Raw genomic sequence first — 22,077 nt, 5'->3', positions numbered from 1 at the left:
CCCCTGGACCGCTCCCCGGACCGCCACCCGAGGCCACCGCCCCTGCCCCCTCCCCCACCAACCCCACCGAAGGGTTGCTGAACCCCACCGGCCCGGACGCCGGCCCCTCCGTCGCCTCCAGGTTCAGCAGCTGTACGGCGCTCCGGCTGACCTGTTCCACCAGCGGAGCCGGCAGCCAGCCCGCGGCCACCAGCCGGGCCGCGCCCTCGGGCGCCAGGGCGCGGGCCACCTCCTCCGGCCTCGGCCGCCCGGTCGGCTCCTTCGTCAGGCAGTGCTGCACCAGCTCCCGCAACTCGCCCTCCAGGGAGCCGAGTTCCGGCTCCTCGTGGACGACCTTGTAGAGCAGTGCCGCCGACGAGTCCCCGGGGAAGGGCGACTCACCCGTCGCCGCGTACGCCAGGACCGCGCCCAGCGAGAAGACGTCCGCCGCGCCCGTGACCCCCTTGCCGAGGATCTGCTCGGGCGACATGTAGCCGGGCGAGCCGATCGAGACGCCGGTGGACGTGAGGGACGCCGTGCCGTCCGTGGCGCGGGCGATACCGAAGTCGATGAGGAGCGGGCCGTCCACGGTCAGCAGCACGTTGGACGGCTTCACGTCCCGGTGGACCAGCCCCAGCGCGTGCACGGCGGTCAGTGCCTCCGCGAGGCCCGCGCCCAGGACACGTACGGAGTGGGCCGGGAGCGGCCCGGCGTCGGCGACGGCGCCCGCCAGCGAGGGACCGGCCGCGTACGCCGTCGCCACCCAAGGAACCGGGGCCTCCGGGTCCGCGTCCAGGACGGGAGCCGTCCAGGCGCCGCCCACCCGGCGCGCGGCGTCCACCTCGCGACGGAACCGCGCCCGGAACTCCTCGTCCAGTGCGAAGTGCGGGTGGACGATCTTGACAGCGACGGTACGGCCGCCCGCGCTGCGGCCCAGGTAGACGCGGCCCATCCCGCCCGAGCCGAGCCGGCCCAGCAGCCGGTACGGCCCCACTGCCGTGGGTTCACCGGCCTCCAACGGCTGCGGTTGCATGGTGTCCGCCCCTCCCCCGTCCGTACTCCCCGTACGCCCCGTACTCCACGTGCTCCCGGTTGCCCAGCAGACAGTGTGACGCGCCCCTTGGCAGCGCGGGCGCCCCCAGGCGCCGGCGACGGACCGCAGACATCCACGCGCCGCCCGACCGGCCGGCCGCCCTCACTCCCCTACGCGCCATTACGGCAATTACCCCAAGGCACCCACCCCGAATTCGCGAAGAATTCAGTTGCCCTTAGAGGGGGACTCCATTATCAGGACTCCGTTATGGCGTCAACAGTTCTACTCGTACATCCGACGGGAACCCCGTCGTCGGGCCCACCCGCCTCGCGAACTCGCTCACCGCTTCCAGTTGCGGGCCGCCGAAACGGAAGTCGAGAGTGGTGAAGTACCTCTCCAGGACCTCCTCGTCGAAGGCTTCCCAGCGGGCCGCCTGTTCCGCGACCTTTCCGACCTCGTCGAGGGAGAGGTCACGGGACGCGAGGAACGCCTCGTGCACTTTACGGGTGACGTCGGGCTCGCGCTCCAGGTAATCGCGCCGGGCCGCCCAGACCGCGAAGACGAACGGCAGGCCCGTCCACTCCTTCCACAGGGTGCCCAGGTCGTGCACGTCGAGCCCGAACTTCGGCCCCTCGTGCAGGTTGGCCCGCAGCGCCGCGTCGCCGATGAGTACGGCGGCCTCGGCCTCCTGCATCATCAGGGGGAGGTCGGGCGGGCAGACGTAGTAGGACGGACGGACGCCGACCTGCTCGGCGAGCAGCAGCTGCGCGAGCCGTACGGACGTGCGCGAGGTCGAGCCGAGCGCGACACGGGCGCCGTCCAGCTGGTCCAGGGGCACCTGGGAGACGATCACGCAGGACATCACCGGGCCGTCGCAGCCGACCGCGATGTCGGGGAACGCGACCAGGTCGTCCGCGTGCTTGAGGAACTCGACGAGCGTGATGGGCCCGATGTCGAGATCGCCCTGCACCAGCTTCTCGCTGAGCTTCTCCGGCGTGTCCTTCGTGAGCTCGAAGTCGAGGAGCGTTCCGGTCCGCGCGAGCCCCCAGTACAGGGGCAGGCAGTTCAGGAACTGGATGTGGCCGACGCGCGGCCGGGTGCGAGAATTGTCCACATCGCGAGGCTAGCCCTCATGGGGTACGGTGCACCCTTCAGGGTGGCTCCCCGGCGCTGCACAAGCCCCCCGAAAGGCCCCCGATTCGGGTCACACGGGTCCCCCTCGCCACACGCGCACCGTCAACCCCACTTTCGCGGGCGTTCAAACATTCGGGTGACGTGATCTTGCCCTCTATTGCTTTCGGCTGCCTGCGTGCTAGGCTCGCCGCAAGTTGCAGTTTGGTTTCCTTGCAGTACAGAGCCTGCGGAGCATGTGACCGCGGGCTCTCGTCGTTTTCAGACGATTGCAGTTGTGCAGAACTAGTTTTCACACTTGCAGGTTCTGGAGCAGGGCAACCCTTTGGGCCCAAGGAGGGCTTATGGCTACCGGAACCGTGAAGTGGTTCAACGCCGAAAAGGGCTTTGGCTTCATCGCCCAGGAAGGCGGAGGCCCCGACGTCTTCGTTCACTACTCGGCGATCAACGCGAGCGGTTTCCGCTCCCTCGAGGAGAACCAGTCGGTCTCCTTCGACGTGACCCAGGGCCCGAAGGGCCCGCAGGCGGAGAACGTCACCCCCATCTGAGCCCCCAGCATCACCAGCCCTGCGGCATCAGCCCAGAGCTGTGAGCCCGGAGCTCTGATCCGGACCTGATAGCAGTACCCAAGGAGCCCCGCGCCATCCGGCAGCGGGGCTCCTGCCTTTTCCCCACGAGCGGGGGCAGCAGTGCTCCGGGGTCGGGGAGGGGCCGTACTCGGCGCTGATCCGGTGTGTGCCCGGCCGGGTGACCGTCAGCCGGGTGAAATCGCCGACCCGCGTCAGACACCCGCCGTCAGGCACCCACCGTCGGCGTGCAGCCACGGGAGTACGCCACTCGGCAGCCACCCGACAGCCATTCGGTGGTACCGGGTCTCTCTCAGCGGGCCCGGCCCCCGCCGTACCGCCGGGCCGTCTCCCGCGCCGCCAGCGTCTCCAGTACCCGGCGGGTGCGCGTGCCCTGGGACAGGTCGGGTTCGAGGCCGTGGCCTTGGAGGAGGGCCATGAGGGACGCCTGGACGACCTCGGCGCCCTCGGGCGCGACGCGCTCGGACACCTCGAACCACTCCAGCGGCGTATCGGCCTCGTCGCCCGGCAGCGTCCAGTACTCCAGGGTCACTTCGTGGTGGTCGAGGCGTACGCCGGTCCAGTCGACGGTGTGGACGGGCCCGAGGATGTCCAGGTCCCCGAAGCCGACCGGCGCGTCGGCGCACTCGGCGAGGAAGGCGCGCTGCCGGTCGGAGAACGCCGTGGCCAAGGGCTTGCTGCCCGAGGTGACCGCCTCCACCGCCGTACGGCCGCAGTCGGAGGCGAAGCTGGCGGCGAGCGCGCGGCGTTCGCCGGTCCAGTCGGCGGCCAGGCGGAAGGAGTCCGGCCCCTGGGCGCGGAAGTCCAGCCAGCGTTCGCTGAGCCGGGACCTGCGGCAGGGCCGGAGCTCCGCCGTGACGTCCCCGCCCACGCCTCGCCCGCTCCACGCCCGTAGCCGCAGTGTCACCCCCGCGTCCAGCAGCGGCAGTTGTCCGGGCGTCGCCCTGGAGCGGGCGAGGGTCTCGCCGGTGTACGGCGAGCTTGCGGAGGCTTCCCCCTCGGACGGAACACGACCGTTCGGAACACGGCCGTCCGGAACACCGCCGTACGGAAGAAGGCCGTACGGAGAGCGGGAGAGCGCCTCGCAGAAGTAGACGTGGCGCCGGGCACCCCCGTGGTCCGGCGCCAGCGCCAGGGTCGCGGCGGCCGCGTCCGCTCCCGAGAACGTCACCCTGATCTCGACGGAGTCGAGCCGTGGTTCGGGTCCCGCGGATGCCGGCATCGGCCGTCCCCCTTGCGCCGCGACCTGCTTTTCCCCTGTTGACGTCGTCGTGCCTGTGTCGTCGTACATGTGCCGTCGTACATGTGCCGTCGTACATGTGCCGTCGTACATGTGCCGTCGTGCTGTTCTGCGGGCCCCCACGACTCGCAGGACTCCATTCAAGGCCGCCGGGCCGCCGGGCGCTTCCGGGAAGTCCCTACACCTGACCCAGCACAACCCACCACACCCAGCCACCCTCACAACCCGTCCACGCGCCACTCCGGCCGTGTTTCGGTCTTCTTGGCCCACACCCCACCGGGCATCATGGAAGACGGACGGGCGCCGAGGGGGTGGCACATGCGAGGGGGAGCGACCGGACTCGTCGGCCGCGAGCGGGAACGGCGGCTGGTGGACGACCTGTTGGTGGCGGGCGGGGCCAGCGGGGCGTCCCTGTTGCTGTGGGGCGAGCCGGGTATCGGCAAGACCGCCCTGCTGGACTACGCGGCCGAGCAGGCCGAACAGACCGGGCAGGCGGAACAACGCGCGGACCGGGCGGGCACCCGCGGGCGCAGAACCGTGCTCCGCGCCCGCGGCATCGAGACCGAGACCGTCCTTCCGTTCGCCACGCTGGGCGATCTCCTGGTGCCCTATTCGCCCTATTTCAGGGAACTCCCCGGGGCCCAGCGCACCGCCCTGGAGTCCAGCCTGGCACTGGGCGGTGACCCGGCGGAGGCCCCGAGCAACCCGTACGCGGCCTGCATGGGCGCCCTGAACGTACTCGCGGCCCTCGGCGACGAGCGGCCCGTGGTCGTCCTGGTCGACGACCTGCACTGGGTGGACCCCTCCTCCGAGCGCGTCCTGCTCTTCATCGCCCGCCGCCTCTCCAGCGAACGGGTCGCCCTCGCCCTGTGCTCCCGCGAGGACCACGGCGAGTCCGGCACGCGCCGCAGCATCCCGGCGGTCCAGGTCGGCGGCCTGCCCCCCGACGACTGCGCGGCTCTGCTCCGGGAGGCGGACCGCGAGGTCGCTCCGGCCGTGCTCACCGAACTGGTCCGGATCAGCGGCGGCAACCCTCTGGCCCTCCGCGAGATAGCGGCAGGCCTGACGCCCGAACAGGCGTGTGGGGAAGCCCCGTTGCTGAACCCGCCGTCCCTGGGCCACCACCTGGAACGCGCCTGGGCGACCCGTATCGACGGCCTCCCGGAGACGGCCCGCCGCGCCCTGGTCGTCCTGGCCGCCAGCCGCTCCAAGGCGGCCGGCCCCCTCCGCAAGGCGCTGGAGGCGGCCGGGCTCTCCCTCGACGCCCTCTCCCCGGCCGAGGTGGACGGCCTGATCACGGCCACCTCCGACGGCCTGGACTTCCACCACCCGGTGCTGCGCCCGCTGGTCCTCGGCCGCGCCCCGCTGGCCCACCGTGTCGCGGCCTTCACCGCACTGGCCGCGGTGAGCACGGGTCCGCTGCACGCCTGGTACCGGGCGTCGGCGAGCGCGGGCCCGGACGAGGAGGCGGCCGCGGCACTGGAGGAGGCGGCGCAGGAGGCGCGCCGCCGCAGCGCGTTCGCGGAATCGGCCCTGGCCTGGCGTCGCGCCGCCGATCTGACCCCCGCCCCCGACCCGGCGGCCCGCGCCGCCCGCCTCCACCGCGCAGCGTCCGACGCGTTGCTGAGCGGCTCCCCTTCCGGTCCCCCGTGGTGCGAGGAGGCCCTCCGCATCACCCCCGACCCGGCGATGCGCGCCGACATCCAGGGCCTGCTGGGCCGTATGTGCACGTGGAAGGGCGAGACGGCAAGGGCGTACGGCCTCCTGCTCGACGCGGCGGACGCCGTACGCGGCCAGGACCCGTTCCGAGCGTGTCTCCTGCTCGCCGAGGCGACGGCTCCGGCGCGGCTCGACGGCCACGTCCCGGCGGCCGTACAGGTCGCGGAGCAGTCCCTGTCCCTGGCCTCCCCGACCGGCCCCGAACGCTGGTACAGCCTGACCGTCCTGGGCGCCGCTCTCATCATGGCGGGCCGCACGGCGAAGGGCCGCGAGATGCTGGAGTCCGCCGACGCCCACGGCACCGGCGACCCGGTCCGCGACCAGCAGGTGTACGCGATGGCGGGACAGGCCTGGAGCCGGGTGGAGGAGTTCGTACGGGGTCGCAGACTCCTCAACACGGCCGTGGAATCGGCCCGCCGCCACAGCGCGGTGGGGGTCCTCGGCTTCACGCTGGCGGTCCGGGGAGAGCTCGAAACCCGCATCGGCCAATGGGCGTCCGCCCGGGGCGACTTGACGGAGTCCCTGCGCTGGGCGGAGGAACTGGGCCAGCTGACGTGCGTGAGCTACACGCTGTACTGCCTGGCACGGCTGGAGGCATTACGCGGCAACCGGGGCGAGTGCGAGGACCATGTGGCGCGCGCGAGGCGGGAGTGCGGGGCGTACGGGATCGGCTGCCAGGAGTTCCATATGACGGCGGTGCTCGGTCTGTCGGCCCTGTCGTACGGGGACTACGACGCGGCGGCGGACCAGTTGGAACAGACGTTGGCGCTGGCGATGGAGCAGGGAATCGGCAACCCCGAGGTGGTCCCCTTCGCGGCGGACTTGGCGGAGGCGCACCTGCGGGCGGGCAATACAGCACGTGCGGCCGAGGTGGTGACCTGGCTGGAGGAGCGGGCGCGGGAGACGGGACTTGCGTCGGCGGAAGCGTCGGCGGCCCGCTGCCGGGGGTTGTTGGCGTCGACGCCGGAGGAGGCCGAGGCCCACTTCGAGCTGGCGCTCAAGGCCCACCAGCGCACGACGGGCCCCTTCGACTGGGCCCGCACCCTGCTCTGCGAGGCGGAGGTGCTCCGCCGTTTCCGCCGCCCGGCAGCGGCCCGCGCGCCGCTCGCCTCCGCGCTGGCCTGCTTCGAACGCCTGGGCGCGGCCCCCTGGGCTCGCCGCGCGGCGGGCGAACTGGCTGCCGCAGGAGGCACGTTGACGGGCCCGACGAGCACAGCCTCCTCCTCCGACCTGTCCGGCGCCCTCGACCAGCTCACCCCGCAGGAGTTCCAGGTGTCGCGGGCGGTGGCGCGGGGCCTGAACAACACGGAGGCCGCTGCGTCGTTGTTCGTGTCGCGCAAGACGGTGGAGGCCCACCTGACGCGGATCTACCGGAAGCTGCATGTGCGCTCGCGTACGGATCTGACGCGGTTGCTGACGGCGGCGGACCTGGTGGACTGAGGGCACCGGTTCAGGGTGATTCGGGGTCATTCACGGAGGGCGAGTTCGGCCCACACCGTCTTGCCGAGCGCGCGCTCAGTAACACCCCAGTCGACGGCGAGGGCGTCAACGAGCAGAAGCCCGCGCCCGGATGTGTCGTCCTCACCCCCTCGACGAACCTCCGGACGCCGTTCCCCGCACGCGTCGGTCACCTCGATACGCAACCTGCCGACGTCCTGGAGGAAGACGAGCCGCAGCAGGAAGTCACGTCCGGGCACATGCCCGTGAGTGACGGCGTTGGCGGCGAGTTCGGCGACGACGTGGGCGGCGGTGTCACTGAGGTCACTGTCGTACGGGACGCCCCAGTGGTGGAGCTGCTGCACGGCGAACCGCCTGGCGAGCCGGGCCCCGCGCCGCGTGGAGCTGAGCAGCTGGCTGAATTCGGGACTCGCCCCGGCGGTCGCGGCCGCCGAGACTCGGGAGGTGGAGTTTCGTGAGTTCACGTCACTGAGCGTGGCTGTTTGTCCCTACCCTGACCAGGGGCGACCACGGGACGCTACGTAGCCGTACTGCTGCGCTGAGCGATGCGTCGGGTCGTCGACCGTGACCACAAGGACGTGAAGGCGGGACGGGACATGGCGGACGAGCGGGACCGGAGGCCGGAGACTCCGGCCGAGGCCGACGGAACGACGGGGCTGTTCACCGCGGTGGGCAAGCTGCTGAGGCTGCTGCGGGAGCGGGCGGGTGTGACCCAGAAGGAACTGGGCGAGATGGTCGGCTACGGCCCCGACGCGATCTCGGCGATGGAGCGGGGCGTACGGGTCGCGCGCCCCGAAGTCCTGGAGAAGGCGGATGAGTTGCTGAACGCCGGGGACGCGCTGAAGGTGATGATCCCCGAGATCAAGGAGGCGATGAAGAAGGCGCGGACGAGGCATCCGGAGTGGTATCGGAGTTATGCGGGGTTGGAGGCGGAGGCCGTCTCGCTGTACGACTACAGCACCATGGGCGTGCTGGGGCTCCTCCAGACAGACGGGTACGCGCGAGCCGTGTTCACCCAACGGCACCCACCGCTTGACGAGGCGACGATCGAGCGGCGCGTGGCAGATCGTCTCTCACGACAGCAACTCTTCGAGAAGTGGCCACCCCCGGAGTGCAGCTTCGTGATGGAGCAGGCGGTACTTGAGCGGCCGATCGGCGGACCTGAAGTGCACGCGGAACAACTGCGGCACTTGCTACGCATCGGGCGGATGCGCAACGTACAGCTTCAGGTGATGCCGACGAGCCGAGCCGAACACCCAAGCCTGGGTGGCTCCTTCACCCTGCTCATCCCCAAAGGAAAGGAGCAAGTGGCGTATATGGAATCGCAGGGCTACCCACGTCTGATCACCGACCGGGAAGAGGTACGCATCCTCGCTGCCCGCTATGGAATCATCCGCGCACAGGCGCTCAACCCGTACGAGTCCCTGGACCTGATCGAGAAGATGCTGGGAGAGCGATGAACATAGAGCAGCTGAGCTGGTTCAAGTCGAGCTACAGCGACGGCGAGGGCGGCCAGTGCCTCGAAGCCGCCTACACCTGGCGCAAGTCGACGTACAGCGGTGGCGCGGGCGGCGAATGCGTCGAGATATCCCCCTGCCCCCACACCATCCACATCCGCGACTCCAAGAACCCCACCGGCCCCCACCTCACCTTCTCCCCCACCGCCTGGTCGGCCTTCCTCGCAAGCAGGGCCTAGGGCGCGGCGAGTTCGCCCAGAACCCGGGCCGCCGGTGCCGGGTCGACCAGCCACTTCAGGTGGCTGCCGGTGAGCGTGCGGACGTCGTAGGGGTTCTCCGGCGTCAGCGCGTCGCCCTCGCGGATCATGCGGTCCTGCATGGCTAGCGGCACGCTGGTGTCCGCGGTCAGCCGGATGTACGTCCTGGGGATTCGCCCCCAGGTGTGGGCCTGCGCCCGGTCGTCGGATGTGCCGACGTCGAGGTTCTCGTCGGGCTGGAAGGTGTTCAGGAAGACCATGAACTCGTCGTCCGTCCCGTCAGCGAGGAAGGCGGCCTTGAGGGCCGCGAGGACGCCGGGATCGGCGGTGCGGAAGTTGCAGCGCAGCAGCCCGAGTTCGGCAGGGTTCCCGACCATCGCCGATGCCATCCCCGCGGCGTCGACCGTGGCCATCTCGGGCTCGGCGTAGTAGGCGCTGACGTCGAGGTCGACGGGGCACCAGGCGGAGACATAGACGATGCGGTCGATCAGGTCGGGCCGCTGGTTGGCCGCGACGGTGGCCGTCATGCCGCCGCGGCTGTGGGAGACGAGGATGACGGGCCCGTTCTGCTTGGCCCGCTCCAGTAGCCCGATGAGGTGCGCGGCGTTGTCGGCGAGCGTGACGCCCTTGATCGCCCCGGGCGCGGTGGCGAGCCCTCCGAGATCCTGCGGCGCCTGATAGGCGCGCGGGCACGTCGAGGCGAACCCGTGCCCCGGAAGGTCGACGGCGACCGAACGGTGTCCGAGGAGGCCGAGTTCGGCCTGGAGAGGTGCGAAGGAGAAGGAGTTCGCGAAAGCTCCGTGAACCAGTACGAACGTCGGTTGCATCTGCCTGCTCTCACTTTCCGGCCCGCGGCGTCGTCGGCACCCACGTCACCCACGCCGCCCAGGCGATGAAGTACTCTGACTGAAGTGGTTTGAACGTAGTACTACATCCGGAGTGGTGTCAATGGTGAGACGGAACGACCAACGGCGTGCTGCGCTCGTCGACGCCGCGATCGAGGTGCTGGCCAGGGAAGGGGCACGAGGGCTGACGTTCCGGGCGGTGGACACCGAGGCCGCCGTACCCGTCGGCACGGCGTCCAACTACTTCACCAGCCGCGACGACCTGCTCACCCAGGCCGGCGCCCGTGTCTATGAGCGGCTCCAACCCGACGAGGCCACGATCGCCCGCCAGCGGTCAGCGGGCCGTGACCGGGAGACCTACGCCGAGTTGATGCGTGAACTCGTGGGCCGCGTCGCCGCCTTCCGCACGGGCTACCTCGCGCTGCTCGAACTCCGTCTGGAGGCCACCCGTCGCCCCGAACTGCGCAAGGTGCTCACCGAGCGGGTGCGGGCCGACGTGGACGCCAACGTCGCCTACCACGAGGCCTCCGGCCTCCCTGGCGACGCCATGGCCGTCAAGCTGCTCATCCTGACTCTGAACTGGCTGATCGTCGAACAGCTCACCCTGCCGGACGTCTTCACGGAAGCGGAACGCGAACAACTGGTGACGGCAGCGGTCGAGCGCATCGTGACACCGGAGTAGGCGACTGGGCCCCGGGACTACGGGGTCTTCGAACTTGAGCGGCGCGTCGGCCACCGCGATGGGGCCGCGACTACCTACCAAGGAAGGTGAGTGGCAGGTTTGGGCCGGCATCAACCCCTTCAGAGGCGCCCGGGCTGGCCCAAACCTGCCAATCACCCGATGGATCCCACCGCAGACCCGCATTGGCCACTGGCGGTTGAGTGAAGGCAGCACATGCCGCTTCACACCCGCTGTCCCAGCCAGCGCAGCGAGGCAAGGCCCAGGGCGGTCGCCATGGCCACGAGCTTGCGATCGGCGGCCGGTCCGGCCACGGCGGCCATTCTCAGGAGGAATCCCGCCTGCAGTGCCAGCACTTCGTTGACGCGGACGGGATCAACGTCACGGATCAGGGGGTGACGCTCTGCGATCGGCTGTGGATCCACGCCGCTGAGCCACGCGCTCGACAGCAGTGTGACCACATCGCAGTGCCGGGGTCCGATCCAGGCATGCGGCCAGTCGACGACAAAGACACGGTCCGCGGTCAGCATGATGTTGAACGGGTACAGATCTCCGTGCAGGAGGGTGCTGCCGACGAGGGAGGCGTTCTGTTCCAGGGCGACGAGGTCGTCGAAATGGTGGGCCGCCCACGGCGACAACTCCACCACCTTGGCCCTGACGGCGGCATCCGCAGCTACGTCCAGCCACCCTCCGAGGCGCGGCTCGCCCAAGATCGCGTCGTCCACGGGCGACGGCGTGAGGACCTCGGTCATGTCGGTGACTGCCGCGAGCACCCTGTCGAGTTCGTCAGGCTGCCACGGCTGGGCGGGCAGACGTCCAGGGACGTCCTCGAAGGCCAGCATCACCCAGGTGCCGTCGTCATACGCATCAAGCAACCGCGGTGTCGGCGCTCCCGCGGGGAGCCGCTGCGAGACCGCGGTCTCCCGGCGGTGGAAGTCCGCTACCGCCGGCGCCACCAGCGAGCTCGCTGCCTTGATGAACGCACGCTTGCCGTTCACCAAGTGCACTCGCGCGGCCAGGCCTTCGGAAAAGCCTCCTGGCTGGCTGGACGCGTCGACAACCGGGCTGCCCAGCATCTGCTCGATCCGAGCCGTCACCTCCCGAGGCAGCGCCGCCCAGGCCATCCTTCGGCCACCTGTGGCCTCGGGCATGACCAAACCTGGCGTGACGTTGTGTTGGTCGCGATTGCCTGTCATCGTGGCCTCCCTCCGTCTTCAGCGAATGACGATCATTCTGCGAGAGAGCACTACCCAGGCGAGGCGTCAACGCCTCAAGCGATCTGAGGCAGCCCAGGTCGCCGGCGCCTCCCCCCCTCCTCGACGTGATCACCCCGAAAGACGGCGAGTCTCAGGCCGGCCCAGGGCGTGCGTGGAAATTGGCTGGTCATGACTCTGCGGCCGGTGCTTCCATGCCGAAGTGAACATCGAGAACTTCGGCGCTGCCGTGGAGAGGTCGGGCCCCTGGGTCCGGCGAAGGACTGGTGGCGATGTCGAGAGGTGCGTGCAGGTTCTCGCGGAGGTCCACCGATGCGACGGGTACCCGGTGAACTGGCCTGACCGGCCTGATGAGTGGCTGTCGCAGGCTTCTGCGGCTTCTGCACTGGGGGCCTGGGTCGCTGAACTCGGCGGCCGTGTCGTCGGCCATGTCAGCTTGTCCCGCAGCGGCGAAGGAGACCTGGCCCCCGGCTTGTGGAGCGAGCGGAGCGGGACGAGCAAGGACCTGACCGCGGTGGTCAGCCGACTGTTCGTCGCCCCGCAGGCCAGGGGGCACGGGGTCGGTGCGCTGCTGATCGGCCGGGCCGTGGAGGAAGCACGACGCCGTGGCGTGCATCCGGTGCTCGACGTCGTGGCGTCCGATACCGCCGCGGCAGCCCTGTACGAACGGCTGGGCTGGGAGTTGATGGCCACGGTCGAGCAACGCTGGAGCCCGTCCCAACTGGTCTCCATCCACTGTTACGCGGCGGCATCGTGACGCGGCCACATCTCGCGCGGAACATGAATTCAAGTTGAATTGCGACTGACGGCCCCTTGAATTAGCGCACCCCCCACTCGGTCGATCGTCGCTGGTCAGTCGATATTTCCGCGCTCCGCCACAATCACCCCCGCAATCATCGCCGCCGTTTTCCCGCGCGAGAGGTCGGACAACCAAGTGCATACCCCAGCCGTCTCACGTTGCGTCAAACCACATACGCATCACGGAGGTTATGCAATGCCCTCTCGCCCCTTACGTATGGTCGGTCGCCGGATGCCGCGAGTTACGTCGGCGCTGGCGCTGACTCTCGGTGCGGGGCTGGCCGCCCCGGTGCTGCTGGCCGGTTCTGCCGGTGCCGCGACGTCGTCGGCCACCGCCGAGCTGAACGGCAAGGAGGTCGTCTACACGGCCGCCTCCGGGCAGACCAACAAGCTGACCGTCACCGCGTCGAAGAGCAGCGGCCTGGAGACCATCACCTACGTCATCGACGACGTCGTCCCGATCACCGCGGGCAGCGGCTGCGCCTACCCCGACAGCGCGGACAACACGAAGGTCTCCTGCGAGGTCACCACCCTGGAGAGCCAGGACCCGTACGCCACCCTGGACATGGCTCTCGGTGACGGCGACGACACCGTCACCTACACCAACAACACCGACCAGGCCTACTACTTCGCCTCGATCGACCTGGGTGCCGGCAAGGACACCCTGAACGAGACCCCCGGCGTCCAGGGCAACGATGTCAACGGCGGCGAGGGCGACGACACCCTCACGGTGGACGCGGTCACGGTGGTGCGCGGCGGGGGCGGCAACGACACCATCCACGCGGGCGAGGGGACCATCGCGCAGGGCGGCGACGGCAACGACACGATCTACTCCACCGGTGAGGAGAGCGCCGTCGACGGCGGCGCGGGCGACGACGTGATCCGCGGCGGCGCGGGTCGGCAGAACCTGTCCGGCGGCGACGGCGACGACGAGATCTACGGCGAGGACGGCAACGACTACCTGTACGGCGGCAGGGGCGACGACTTCCTGTATGGCGGCAAGGGCAACGACATTCTGTACGGCAACAGCGGCAACGACACGATCTACGGCAACAGCGGCGACGACGAGCTGTACGGCGGCCCCGGCCAGGACACGCTCTCCGGTGGCCCCGGCACGAACATCGTCCGCCAGGACTGACAACGCCGCCTCCCGCGCCCGGGCAACCGACCGTTGAACCGCCGGTTCAGCCGGGCGGTATCCCGAGTCCGGTCCGGAGGGCGAGCATGTCGCTTCCTCGGGCCAGCGCATGATCGAGCAGGTCGGCGCCGCGCTCACCCCATGAGCGCGGCGCCGCCGTCGGCGGCCCTTCACGGTGTCCCTGCGCATCAGGCCGGCCCTGCGCCTGCGATGCCCCCGGAGCCGTAGCAGCCACACCCGGGCCCGTAGCAGCCGTACCCGGACCCGCAGTCGAGTCTCCCGTCGCCCCCGTCCCCGCCCTTGCACCCGTCCCCGCCCTCGCGCCCGCAATCGCCTTCGCCCCGGCACCCCGGACGCCGGCGATCAGCGTCGGGAGGAACAGCGAGCTCAGCGTCGCCGCCGTCGCCGCGGAGAGTGCGATGGTCCAGGCCACCGGGCCCAGCGGTGTGCAGCCGAAGAACTGGCTGAGGACGGGGGTCTGGACGACGGCTGCCAGGGCCGCCAGGGAGCCGAGGGAGGAGACGACGATCGCTCGGCTCGTGCCGCCGGCCAGCAGGGTCTGGCCGAGTTGGGCGCCGACGAGGGCGACCAGGGCGATGGTGCGGGCGCGCACGGGGCGGCCGGTGAGCCGGGCGGGGAGCCAGGCCGCCGTCGCACCGAAGGTGGTGGCCACCGCACGGGTCACGGTCTCCTCGGCGAGGGCCTCGCCGAGCGAGGACTCCGGCCCTTCGTGGAGCATGCGTTCGGCCGCCTCGGGGTGGGGTGGGCGCAGCGCCACGGCGATGGCGGGGGCGAGGTCGGTGAAGAGGTTGACCAGGAGGAGTTGACGGGCCGTCAGTGGGGAGGTTCCGGTGGCGACGGCGCCGAGGAGGGTGAAGGCGATCTCGCCGAAGTTGCCGCCGACGAGGATCGCCAGGGCCTGCCGTACGGAGGCCCACATGGCGCGGCCCTCGACCAGGGCGGCCAGCACCGTCTCCAGGCGGTCGTCCGTCACGACGAGGTCGGCGGCGGCGCGTGCGGCCGGTGTGGCGCGTGTGCCGAATGCGATGCCGACGTCCGCGAGGCGGATGGCGGGTGCGTCGTTGGCGCCGTCACCGGTCATCGCGACGGTACGGCCCAGTCGTTGGAAGGCCTGCACGACATGGACCTTGTGGACGGGGGTGCCGCGGGCGACGACACCGATCTCCGGCAGCAGGGCGTCGAGGGCGTGCTCGTCGAGCTCGTCGAGTTCGGCGCCGGTCACCACCCGTCGGCCGTCCAGGACGCCGAGCTCGCGGGCCATGGACTCGGCGGTGCCCGGATGGTCTCCGGTGATCATCACGATGTGCACCCCGGCGTCGGCGAGCCTGCGTACCGCGTCGGCCGCGGTGGGGCGTACCCGGTCGGCGAAGGCGAGGAAGCCGAGGAAGCCGAGGCCGGTGACCGCGTCGTCGGTGAGCCTGCCGTCGGTGGCGCCGCGGCGTTCGGCGACGGCGAGGACGCGGTGGCCCTCCGCCGCCAGTCTCTCGCCCGTCGCGAGGATGACCCTGCGGCTCTCCTCGTCCAGGGGGCGGCCACCGCGGGTGGCGCAGCGGTCGACGACCTCCTCGGGTGCTCCCTTCACCGAGAGGATCAGGCTCTCGCCGCTGCGGCCGCGTGTCGCGTGGAAGCCGCGGCTCGGCTCGAACGGCAGGCTGGAGGTGCGCCGCCAGCCCGGCGCGGCCGCCGTCCGTGCCACTCCCGCTTCCCTGGCGCCCTCGGTGACCGCGCCGTCCGTGGCGTGCTCGAACCCCCTGTCGCCGTGCGGGCGTGGTGTCGCCCGCAGGGCCGCGCCGAGGACGGCGCGCTGTTCGTCCCCGAGCGAGCCGATGGGCCGGCTGTCGCCGTCGGCCGCGACGGCGACCAGGGAGATCCGCCCGTGGGTGAGGGTGCCGGTCTTGTCGAAGCACAGCACGTCGGTGCGGCCGGCCGCCTCGACGGTCCGGGGGTCACGGACCAGGGCGCCACGGGCCGAGAGCCGTCTGGCGGAGGCGAGTTGGGCCGCCGAGACGAGGAACGGCAGCCCTTCGGGCACGCTGGCCACCGCCAGCCCCACGCCGGCGCCGACGGTGTCCCGGGTGGGCCGCCCGCGCAGCATGCCCGCCGCCATCACCGCCACCGCGGATCCGAGGGCCACCGGCAGCGTCGTACGGGTGATCCGGGCCAGCCTGCGCTCCACCCCGACGCTGGGTGCGGCGCCCCGTCCGGCCAGGGCGGCCCGGCCCGCCTCGCTGGCCGAGCCCGTCGCGACGACGACCGCGCGGCCGGTGCCGGCCGCCACGGTCGTGCCCTCGTACACCATGGACGTACGGTCCGCGAGGTCCGACGCCAGCACGGGCGCGACGCCCTTGGCCACCGGCAGCGACTCCCCCGTCAGCGCCGACTCGTCGGCCTCCAGGTGGTGCGACTCCAGCAGACGGCAGTCGGCCGGCACCACGTCGCCGGCGCTCAGGTTCACCACGTCGCCCACGGTCAGGTCCTCGGCGGAGGCGGTGGTCTCCTGCCCGTCCCGTACGACCTTGGCCGTCACGGCGGCCTCGCGCCGCAGCCGGGCCACCGCCCGGTCGGTCCGGTAGCGCTGGAAGCCGCCGATGAGGCCGGACAGGGCGGTGACCGCCATGATGATCACAGAGTCGAGGACGGCGCCCACGGTCGCCGACATGGCCGCCCCGACGCCGAGGACGGGCGTGAGCGGGTTGGCCATCTCGGTCACGTAGGCCCGGCCGAGCGACGACGCCGGAGCCTTCTCGCCGTCGACGGTGGCCCGCTCCCGCACCTCCTCGTCGGTGAGCCCCTCGTCGTGGCCGCCGGCCCGCGCGAGCACCGTGGCCGGGTCCATCGCGTGCCAGGGGTGGTGGGAGGTGGGCAGGGGCAGCGGGCGCCGGAGCAGCCATACGGCCGTCCAGGCACCGATGGCGGTCCCCAGGCCGCCCGCCGCGTTGTACGAGGCCACACTGCGGGCCGCCGGATGCCGTCCGCGTCCGGCCAGCGCGGCCGTCGCGCCGACGACGGCGGACGCCTGGGCGAGCCGTACGCCGCGCTGTGCGGCCTCCCGCGCGGAACGGCAGGCCTCCACGATCACGACGGCGTCCGCAGGATCGGAGCCCACATACAGGTCCGCGCCCCAGGGCGGAACCCCGTGCGGGCCCGCGATGCCGACGCCCACGTCGGCGGCCCTGAGCGCGGACCGGTTCCGGGAGATCACCAGCACGCCCTCGCCGTCGCGCTGGAGGCGCCGTACCGCGTAGGACAGCCGTTTGCCTCCGTCCAGCAGGTCATCGGCCTCGCGTACGGCCGCGTCGGCGGTGTGCGCGCCCGCCGCCACGACGGTGAGGCCGGCCGCGTGGGCGGCGGGGACGAAGGCGCTCGCGGTGTCGTGCATCTCCGGCACGACGCTGATCACGGCCATCAGACGCTGTTCGTGCGCCAGCCCCAGCACGAGTCGTGCGCCGTCACGCCGCAACTGTTCCCGGGCCCGCGCCCCGGTGCGTCCGTGCAGGGTCAGCCGCTCGACGGGTCCCAGTTCCCAGGCGCCGTCGCGCCGCGGGCTCTCGGGTTCGGTGCCGTCGAAGAGGCGGTGGGCCGTCGCGGCGAGTTCGCCCACCGGGGCGTCGTCGTCGAGGGCGACCAGATCGGCCAGCAGGTGGGATCCGGTGGCCAGGGCGTCGGTGTCGAGGAGTACGGTGCCGATCCGGTCCAGCCTGCGCAGGGCGTCGGGATCGGCCACCAGGACGCCCCTGCGGGCCAGGCCCCGGCCGAGGACGCAGGCGAAGCCGTCGCGGGCCAGGAGCGGCGCCTTGGGGACGGCCGCCAGCGCCGCGGCGCCGGCCCGTCCGGAGCGCCGGGTGACCAGGAACGATCCGGCGAAGGACGCCGCCGCCACGGCGGGCGCCCGGTCGGCGTAGCGCTCGACGGGCCCGGACTTCAGCGGCGCCTTGCGGGGCGGCGCCTCGTGGCCCCCGCCCCGCGCCCCGGCCCGCCGCGCGTCGCTCGTGAGGTGGGGCATCGCCGCGGCCCAGGCGGCGTCCTCCGCGTGCGCCTCCATCACGTGCAGGGCATGGCGGACGGTGTCCACGCCGCTGCCGAGGACACCGCCGGAGGCCGCGTGGCCCACCGCCGTCAGCGTGGCCAGGAGCAGCCTGCCGTTGCCGGGGCCGAGAGCCTGCTCCACGAGACGCCGCAGCCGGGGCTGGGTGTCCACGATCGGGACGAGTGCCGCGAATGCGGGGGGAAGCGGGGCGCGACGGGTCAGGCCGACTGCTGCGGCCACGGGTGCCGCGGCCACATGCAGGGCCAGGGCGAGGCGCGAGCGCCGGACCTTCCCGCCGGAGAGCGGATGGTCGGGCAGCGGCGCGTCGACCCGGTGCTCCCGCTCCACCTCCTCGACCACATCGGCCAGCGCCCCCATGACATCCTCGGCGTCGGGCGGGCCCTCGGTGGCCACGACGACGTACCCGAGCACGGCGTTCGCCACGGCCCAGTCCACGCCGGGCACGGCGGCGAGCCGCCGCTCGACCTCGTCGGCCAGCCGAGCCGCGGCGGAGTCGGGCAGGTGCCCCTCGCGCAGTCCCCGCACGGCGACGTGCGCGCGCCCGTCGACGCGCCGGACACGCGCTGCGGGCCCGCCCGGCTCCGCACCCACCGCGGAGGACACGACGGCCCGCAGCTGTCTCACTCCTGGTATCGCCGATATCGCCGGTATCGCCACAGCGCCTCACCCGTCCACCCGTCTTCTCGCCACCTGTCCAAGTGCACGGGTAGCCAGAGATCCAGGCTTCAATCAGGCAAATCACACAAAAGAGGGAAAACGGGCCGGAGACGCGCGAGAATTGAAGGCGTCCAGTACATCCACCGAACCGACCCGGAGAGGAGGACAGGGATGGCCAGGACAGCGGAGACCACGCGCGAGGACAAGGCGGTCGAGACGCGGGCGCACGAGGGTGCGGGACTGCACCTGCACACGCGCACGCTGCACCCACCGGTGCCGATTCCCTACATCACCAGGGACGACATGCGGAGCACCGCCCAGTCCGCGACGTCACGACTGCCGGGCAGGCCGTCGGGCAAGGACGTCGTGTTCTACGGAGGCCTCGGCGCGCTGGCCGTGGTGGGCGCCCTGGAGTGGCCGGTCGCCCTCGCCGTCGGCGGAGCGACGTGGCTCGTGCGCAGCAGAGGAAAGGGAAAGGAAGCGAAGGAAGCAGCACAGGAAGAGGAAGCCGAGGCACGAGCGGCGAAGAACGCCACCAGGGAACGCAGCTCGGCCAAGAAGAGCGTTGCCTGACACAGCCTTCCCCCACTGGCGCACGGCGGCGAAAGCGCTGCCGGGCGCCATTTATGCGCACCGACTTTCCAGGCACCAACTTTCCAGGCACCGACTTTCTGCACACCGGCCTTCTGCGCATCGATGCCGCACGCGCGTCATCGACGGTACGCACACGCCCCGTTCACACCGAGCCGCGCGACCTCACGCCCGCCGGGCGCCCACCTCGCACACAGGCCCCCAGCCCCTCCGTCTACTTCGCGTACAGCCCCTCGATCTCGTCCGCGAAGTCCTGTTCGACGGCCGCGCGGCGCAGCTTCATCGACGGGGTAAGGTGCCCGTCGTCCTCCGTGAAGTCGCGGCCCACGACGACGAACTTGCGAATGGACTCCGGGCGGGAGACGAGCTTGTTGGCCTCGTCGACGGCGCGTTGGAGGAGGGAGAGCAACTCGGGGTCGGCGATGACGAGTTCGGGCGGCACGGCGTGCTTGCCGTTCATACGGCGCCAGTGGTTGAGGCCTTCGGGGTCGAGAGTGATGAGGGCCGCGATGTAGGGGCGGCGGTCACCGAGGACCATGCACTGGGAGATCAGGGGGTGGGCCCTGAGCCAGTTCTCCAGGGGGGCGGGGGCGACGCTCTTGCCGCCCGCCGTGATGAGCATCTCCTTCTTGCGGCCGGTGATGGTGAGGTAGCCCTCGTCGTCCAGGGAACCGAGGTCACCGGTCGCGAGCCAGCCCTCGTTGGTGGCCGGGGACACTCCTCCGGCCCGGGGGTCCCAGTAGCCGCGCAGCACCGGACCGCCCGCCAGCAGAATCTCACCGTCCACGGCTATCCGGACCCTGACCCCGGGGAGGGGCCAGCCCACCGTTCCCGTACGGGGTTTGAGCGGGGGAGTGACCGTGGCCGCCCCCGTCGTCTCCGTGAGTCCGTAGCCCTCGTAGATCTCGATGCCCGCCCCGGCGAAGAAGGAGGCGAGAGGGCTGCCCAGCGGGGAGCCACCGCAGATCATGTAACGGACCCTGCCGCCCATGGCGTTGCGGATACGGCGGTAGACGAGCGGGTCGTAGAAGGTCCGGGCCGCCTTCAGGGCCCGGCTGGGCCCGGGGCCGGTACCGGCCCGGCCCGCCTCAACTGCGTCGCCGTACCGCCGGGCCACGCTCACGGCCCGGTCGAACGTCGAGACCCGGCGCCCCACTTCCGCCTTCGCGCGGGCCACGTTGAAGACCTTCTCCAGCATGTACGGGATGGCCAGCAGGCAGGTCGGCCGGAAGCTCCCGAGGTCGGCCAGCAGGTCCTCCGACTTCAGGCTCGGCGCGTGCCCGAGCCGTACCCGCGCCCGTATGCACGCGATGGCGACCATGCGGCCGAAGACGTGCGACATGGGAAGGAAGAGGAGAACCGACGCCTCCTCCTTCGTCCGCGCCCGGAAGACCGGGTAGAGGAGCTCGATGGCGTTGTCGACCTCCGCGAAGAAGTTCCCGTGCGTCAGGGCACATCCCCGGGGACGCCCGGTCGTGCCCGAGGTGTAGACGACGGTGGCGAGCGTGTCGGGCCCCAATACCCCACGCCGTACGGTGACTTCGTGGTCCGGTACGTGCGCGCCGCTCTCGGCCAGCTGCTCCAGGTGCCCCTTCTCCATGACCCACACGTGCTGCAGGTCGGGGATGCGCTGGCGCTCCGGTCCCAGGGCGGCGGCCTGCGCCGCGGTCTCCGTGACGAGCGCGACCGCGCCGGTGTCCTGGAGGATCCAGCGGGTCTGGAAGACGGAGGAGGTCGGGTAGACGGGGACCGTCACCAGACCGGCCGCCCACGCGGCGAAGTCCAGGAGCGTCCACTCGTACCTCGTACGCGCCATGACGGCGATCCGGTCGCCCGGCGTCAGCCCCTCGGCGATCAGCCCCTTCGCCAGCGCCAGCACCTGCTCCGCGAACTCGGCGGCCGTCACATTCGTCCAGCGGCCCGCCTCGGCCCGGCGGCTGAGGACGACGTCATGGGGCGCGCTCTCGGCGTTGTCGAACGGCAGGTCGGCGAGCGACCCGTACGTCACCGGCGCGACCAGCGGCGGCACGGACACCTCTCGCGCCACCCCGTCCAGCCGGCGGACCTCGGGCTCCACCAGCACCGGCGCGGATTCGTACGCGCGGGCGGAGACCGGCATGCGGGAGGACGGTTGTATGAGGGACACGAGCGACTCCTGGGACGTGCAGCGACGCGTTGCTCTGCCGCATGACGTAGTACGCGCCTCACGCACCGGGGCGTTCAGCCACGGGGCTCCCACAGTTGGGGCAGAGGATCATCACCGGTCAGCAACCGGATCGTACGGCGCGCTCGTGATGGGTCTGTGCCGGTTCGGAGATGCTCCGGCGCCGGAGATGTGCGGGATCGAGGGCTCGTCGAGGGGTCATACCCGGGCAAGGCATATCGTGAACCTTTTTCATGTTCACCGCGCGACCACCACGGGCACCCCAACCGACAGCGAGCCCGCACCGCACCCGTCTCGACGCCCCCTCCACCGGTGACCTACCCTTACCGCCAGTAACCTTACTTCGGAGTAAGAACTTCGGAACTCCTCAGAGCTGGGAGTCGAACATGGCCGATCGCAGCCCGAGCGGCCGGGGGTATGGCCCATGACCGTCGTCCTCACCAACTCCCCTTCCCTCACACCCCTCCTGGCCCGCGGGGCCCTGCGTTCCCCCTTCAAGCGGCCGAGCCCGGACGCGAACTTCCCTCGCACCCGGCTGGTCCTGCCCGGCATACGCGTCGACCTCGCCCGCCTGGCCGCATACGAGCGGGTGTGCGGCTTCCCGACCGGCGACGACGCCCTGCCGATCACGTTCCCGCACCTCCTCGGCTTCCCGTCGGCCATGCTCCTGATGAGCGACCGCGACTTCCCGCTTCCGCTCCTCGGACTCGTCCACACCTCGATCGAGATCACCCGACGCCACCCGCTGCCGGCCACCGCCGACTACGAACTCACCGTGTACGTACAGGAGCTGACGCCGCACCACCGAGGCACCGAGGCTGCGGTCGTGACCGAGGCGCGAACCGGCGGCACAGTCGTATGGGAGTCACGCAGCACCTACCTGGCCCGGCACAGAACGAACGACCGAGCGGCACCGCCTTCGGACAAACACCCCCTGCCGAGCCCGGGCCCCCTCCCCACCATCGCCGAATGGCACCTGGCCGGGGACGTAGGACGGCGGTACGGGACGATCTCCGGTGACCGCAACCCCATCCACCTCCACCCCCTCACCGCCCGCCTCT

The 22,077-nt window shown here is 71.3% G+C and carries 17 protein-coding genes; 9 read left to right on the top strand and 8 right to left on the bottom strand.

Annotated features, from left to right (window positions below; translation table 11 throughout):
- Together FPZ41_RS31630 and FPZ41_RS31625 are read right to left on the bottom strand one after the other, a co-directional pair.
- A partial coding sequence (locus FPZ41_RS31630; RefSeq protein WP_152867046.1) for a serine/threonine-protein kinase occupies positions 1-1,012 on the bottom strand: 1,012 nt, incomplete at its 3' end.
- Positions 1,013-1,277: 265 nt separating this feature from the next.
- Positions 1,278-2,126, bottom strand: a complete 849-nt coding sequence (locus tag FPZ41_RS31625; RefSeq protein ID WP_322620963.1) for a menaquinone biosynthetic enzyme MqnA/MqnD family protein — start codon at positions 2,124-2,126, stop codon at positions 1,278-1,280.
- A 361-nt stretch (positions 2,127-2,487) separates the two neighbouring features.
- On the opposite strand from FPZ41_RS31625, the gene FPZ41_RS31620 reads away from it, so the two are divergent.
- Positions 2,488-2,691: a cold-shock protein gene (locus FPZ41_RS31620; RefSeq protein WP_028805073.1), complete on the top strand. Its 204-nt coding sequence runs from the start codon at positions 2,488-2,490 to the stop codon at positions 2,689-2,691.
- Positions 2,692-3,022: 331 nt separating this feature from the next.
- Here the strand turns inward: FPZ41_RS31620 and FPZ41_RS31610 are convergent, their stop codons facing one another.
- On the bottom strand, positions 3,023-3,952 hold the full coding sequence (locus FPZ41_RS31610) for a hypothetical protein (RefSeq protein WP_228023106.1): 930 nt from the start codon (positions 3,950-3,952) through the stop codon (positions 3,023-3,025).
- Between the two features lie 336 nt (positions 3,953-4,288).
- Here FPZ41_RS31610 and FPZ41_RS31605 point away from each other — a divergent pair, with 336 nt between their 5' ends.
- Positions 4,289-7,129 (top strand): helix-turn-helix transcriptional regulator, encoded by a 2,841-nt coding sequence (locus FPZ41_RS31605; RefSeq protein WP_152867044.1) that lies wholly within the window; start codon positions 4,289-4,291, stop codon positions 7,127-7,129.
- Positions 7,130-7,155: 26 nt separating this feature from the next.
- Here FPZ41_RS31605 and FPZ41_RS31600 read toward each other — a convergent pair whose 3' ends face one another.
- A complete protein-coding gene (locus FPZ41_RS31600; protein ID WP_322620962.1) occupies positions 7,156-7,611 on the bottom strand; it encodes an ATP-binding protein in 456 nt (151 codons plus the stop codon).
- Positions 7,612-7,743: 132 nt separating this feature from the next.
- On the opposite strand from FPZ41_RS31600, the gene FPZ41_RS31595 reads away from it, so the two are divergent.
- Together FPZ41_RS31595 and FPZ41_RS31590 are read left to right on the top strand one after the other, a co-directional pair.
- Positions 7,744-8,607 (top strand): helix-turn-helix domain-containing protein, encoded by an 864-nt coding sequence (locus FPZ41_RS31595; protein ID WP_152867048.1) that lies wholly within the window; start codon positions 7,744-7,746, stop codon positions 8,605-8,607.
- Positions 8,604-8,843 carry a DUF397 domain-containing protein gene (locus tag FPZ41_RS31590; RefSeq protein WP_152867043.1) on the top strand — a complete coding sequence of 80 codons (240 nt, stop codon included), beginning with the start codon at positions 8,604-8,606 and terminating at the stop codon, positions 8,841-8,843. The genes FPZ41_RS31595 and FPZ41_RS31590 overlap by 4 nt, the downstream gene beginning before the upstream one ends.
- On the opposite strand, the gene FPZ41_RS31585 is transcribed toward FPZ41_RS31590, so the two are convergent.
- Entirely contained in the window at positions 8,840-9,688 is an 849-nt protein-coding gene (locus FPZ41_RS31585) for an alpha/beta fold hydrolase (RefSeq protein WP_152867042.1), read from the bottom strand. The genes FPZ41_RS31590 and FPZ41_RS31585 overlap by 4 nt on opposite strands.
- 121 nt (positions 9,689-9,809) lie before the next feature.
- Here FPZ41_RS31585 and FPZ41_RS31580 point away from each other — a divergent pair, with 121 nt between their 5' ends.
- Positions 9,810-10,388, top strand: a complete 579-nt coding sequence (locus FPZ41_RS31580) for a TetR/AcrR family transcriptional regulator (RefSeq protein ID WP_152867041.1) — start codon at positions 9,810-9,812, stop codon at positions 10,386-10,388.
- A gap of 221 nt (positions 10,389-10,609) precedes the next feature.
- Here FPZ41_RS31580 and FPZ41_RS31575 read toward each other — a convergent pair whose 3' ends face one another.
- Positions 10,610-11,581 (bottom strand): aminoglycoside phosphotransferase family protein, encoded by a 972-nt coding sequence (locus FPZ41_RS31575; protein ID WP_152867040.1) that lies wholly within the window; start codon positions 11,579-11,581, stop codon positions 10,610-10,612.
- A 304-nt stretch (positions 11,582-11,885) separates the two neighbouring features.
- Between FPZ41_RS31575 and FPZ41_RS31570 the strand changes: the two genes are divergently transcribed.
- Together FPZ41_RS31570 and FPZ41_RS31565 are read left to right on the top strand one after the other, a co-directional pair.
- Complete coding sequence (locus FPZ41_RS31570; protein WP_322620964.1) at positions 11,886-12,356, top strand: GNAT family N-acetyltransferase; 471 nt, start codon at positions 11,886-11,888, stop codon at positions 12,354-12,356.
- A gap of 273 nt (positions 12,357-12,629) precedes the next feature.
- Entirely contained in the window at positions 12,630-13,535 is a 906-nt protein-coding gene (locus FPZ41_RS31565; protein ID WP_228023105.1) for a calcium-binding protein, read from the top strand.
- 46 nt (positions 13,536-13,581) lie between these two features.
- Here FPZ41_RS31565 and FPZ41_RS31560 read toward each other — a convergent pair whose 3' ends face one another.
- Positions 13,582-18,228 carry a cation-translocating P-type ATPase gene (locus tag FPZ41_RS31560; protein ID WP_152867038.1) on the bottom strand — a complete coding sequence of 1,549 codons (4,647 nt, stop codon included), beginning with the start codon at positions 18,226-18,228 and terminating at the stop codon, positions 13,582-13,584.
- 204 nt (positions 18,229-18,432) lie between these two features.
- On the opposite strand from FPZ41_RS31560, the gene FPZ41_RS31555 reads away from it, so the two are divergent.
- Positions 18,433-18,834 (top strand): hypothetical protein, encoded by a 402-nt coding sequence (locus FPZ41_RS31555; RefSeq protein ID WP_152867037.1) that lies wholly within the window; start codon positions 18,433-18,435, stop codon positions 18,832-18,834.
- 232 nt (positions 18,835-19,066) lie between these two features.
- On the opposite strand, the gene FPZ41_RS31550 is transcribed toward FPZ41_RS31555, so the two are convergent.
- Positions 19,067-20,971: an AMP-dependent synthetase/ligase gene (locus FPZ41_RS31550; protein ID WP_152867047.1), complete on the bottom strand. Its 1,905-nt coding sequence runs from the start codon at positions 20,969-20,971 to the stop codon at positions 19,067-19,069.
- Between the two features lie 469 nt (positions 20,972-21,440).
- Here FPZ41_RS31550 and FPZ41_RS31545 point away from each other — a divergent pair.
- Positions 21,441-22,077, top strand: a 637-nt coding sequence (locus FPZ41_RS31545) for a hypothetical protein (RefSeq protein WP_152867036.1), incomplete at its 3' end; no start/stop codon positions are given.

Origin of the sequence: Streptomyces acidicola (genome assembly GCF_009377235.1) — a bacterium.
In the GTDB taxonomy this organism is placed as follows: domain Bacteria; phylum Actinomycetota; class Actinomycetes; order Streptomycetales; family Streptomycetaceae; genus Streptomyces; species Streptomyces acidicola.
This window is presented reverse-complemented; position numbering and strand designations above follow the sequence as displayed.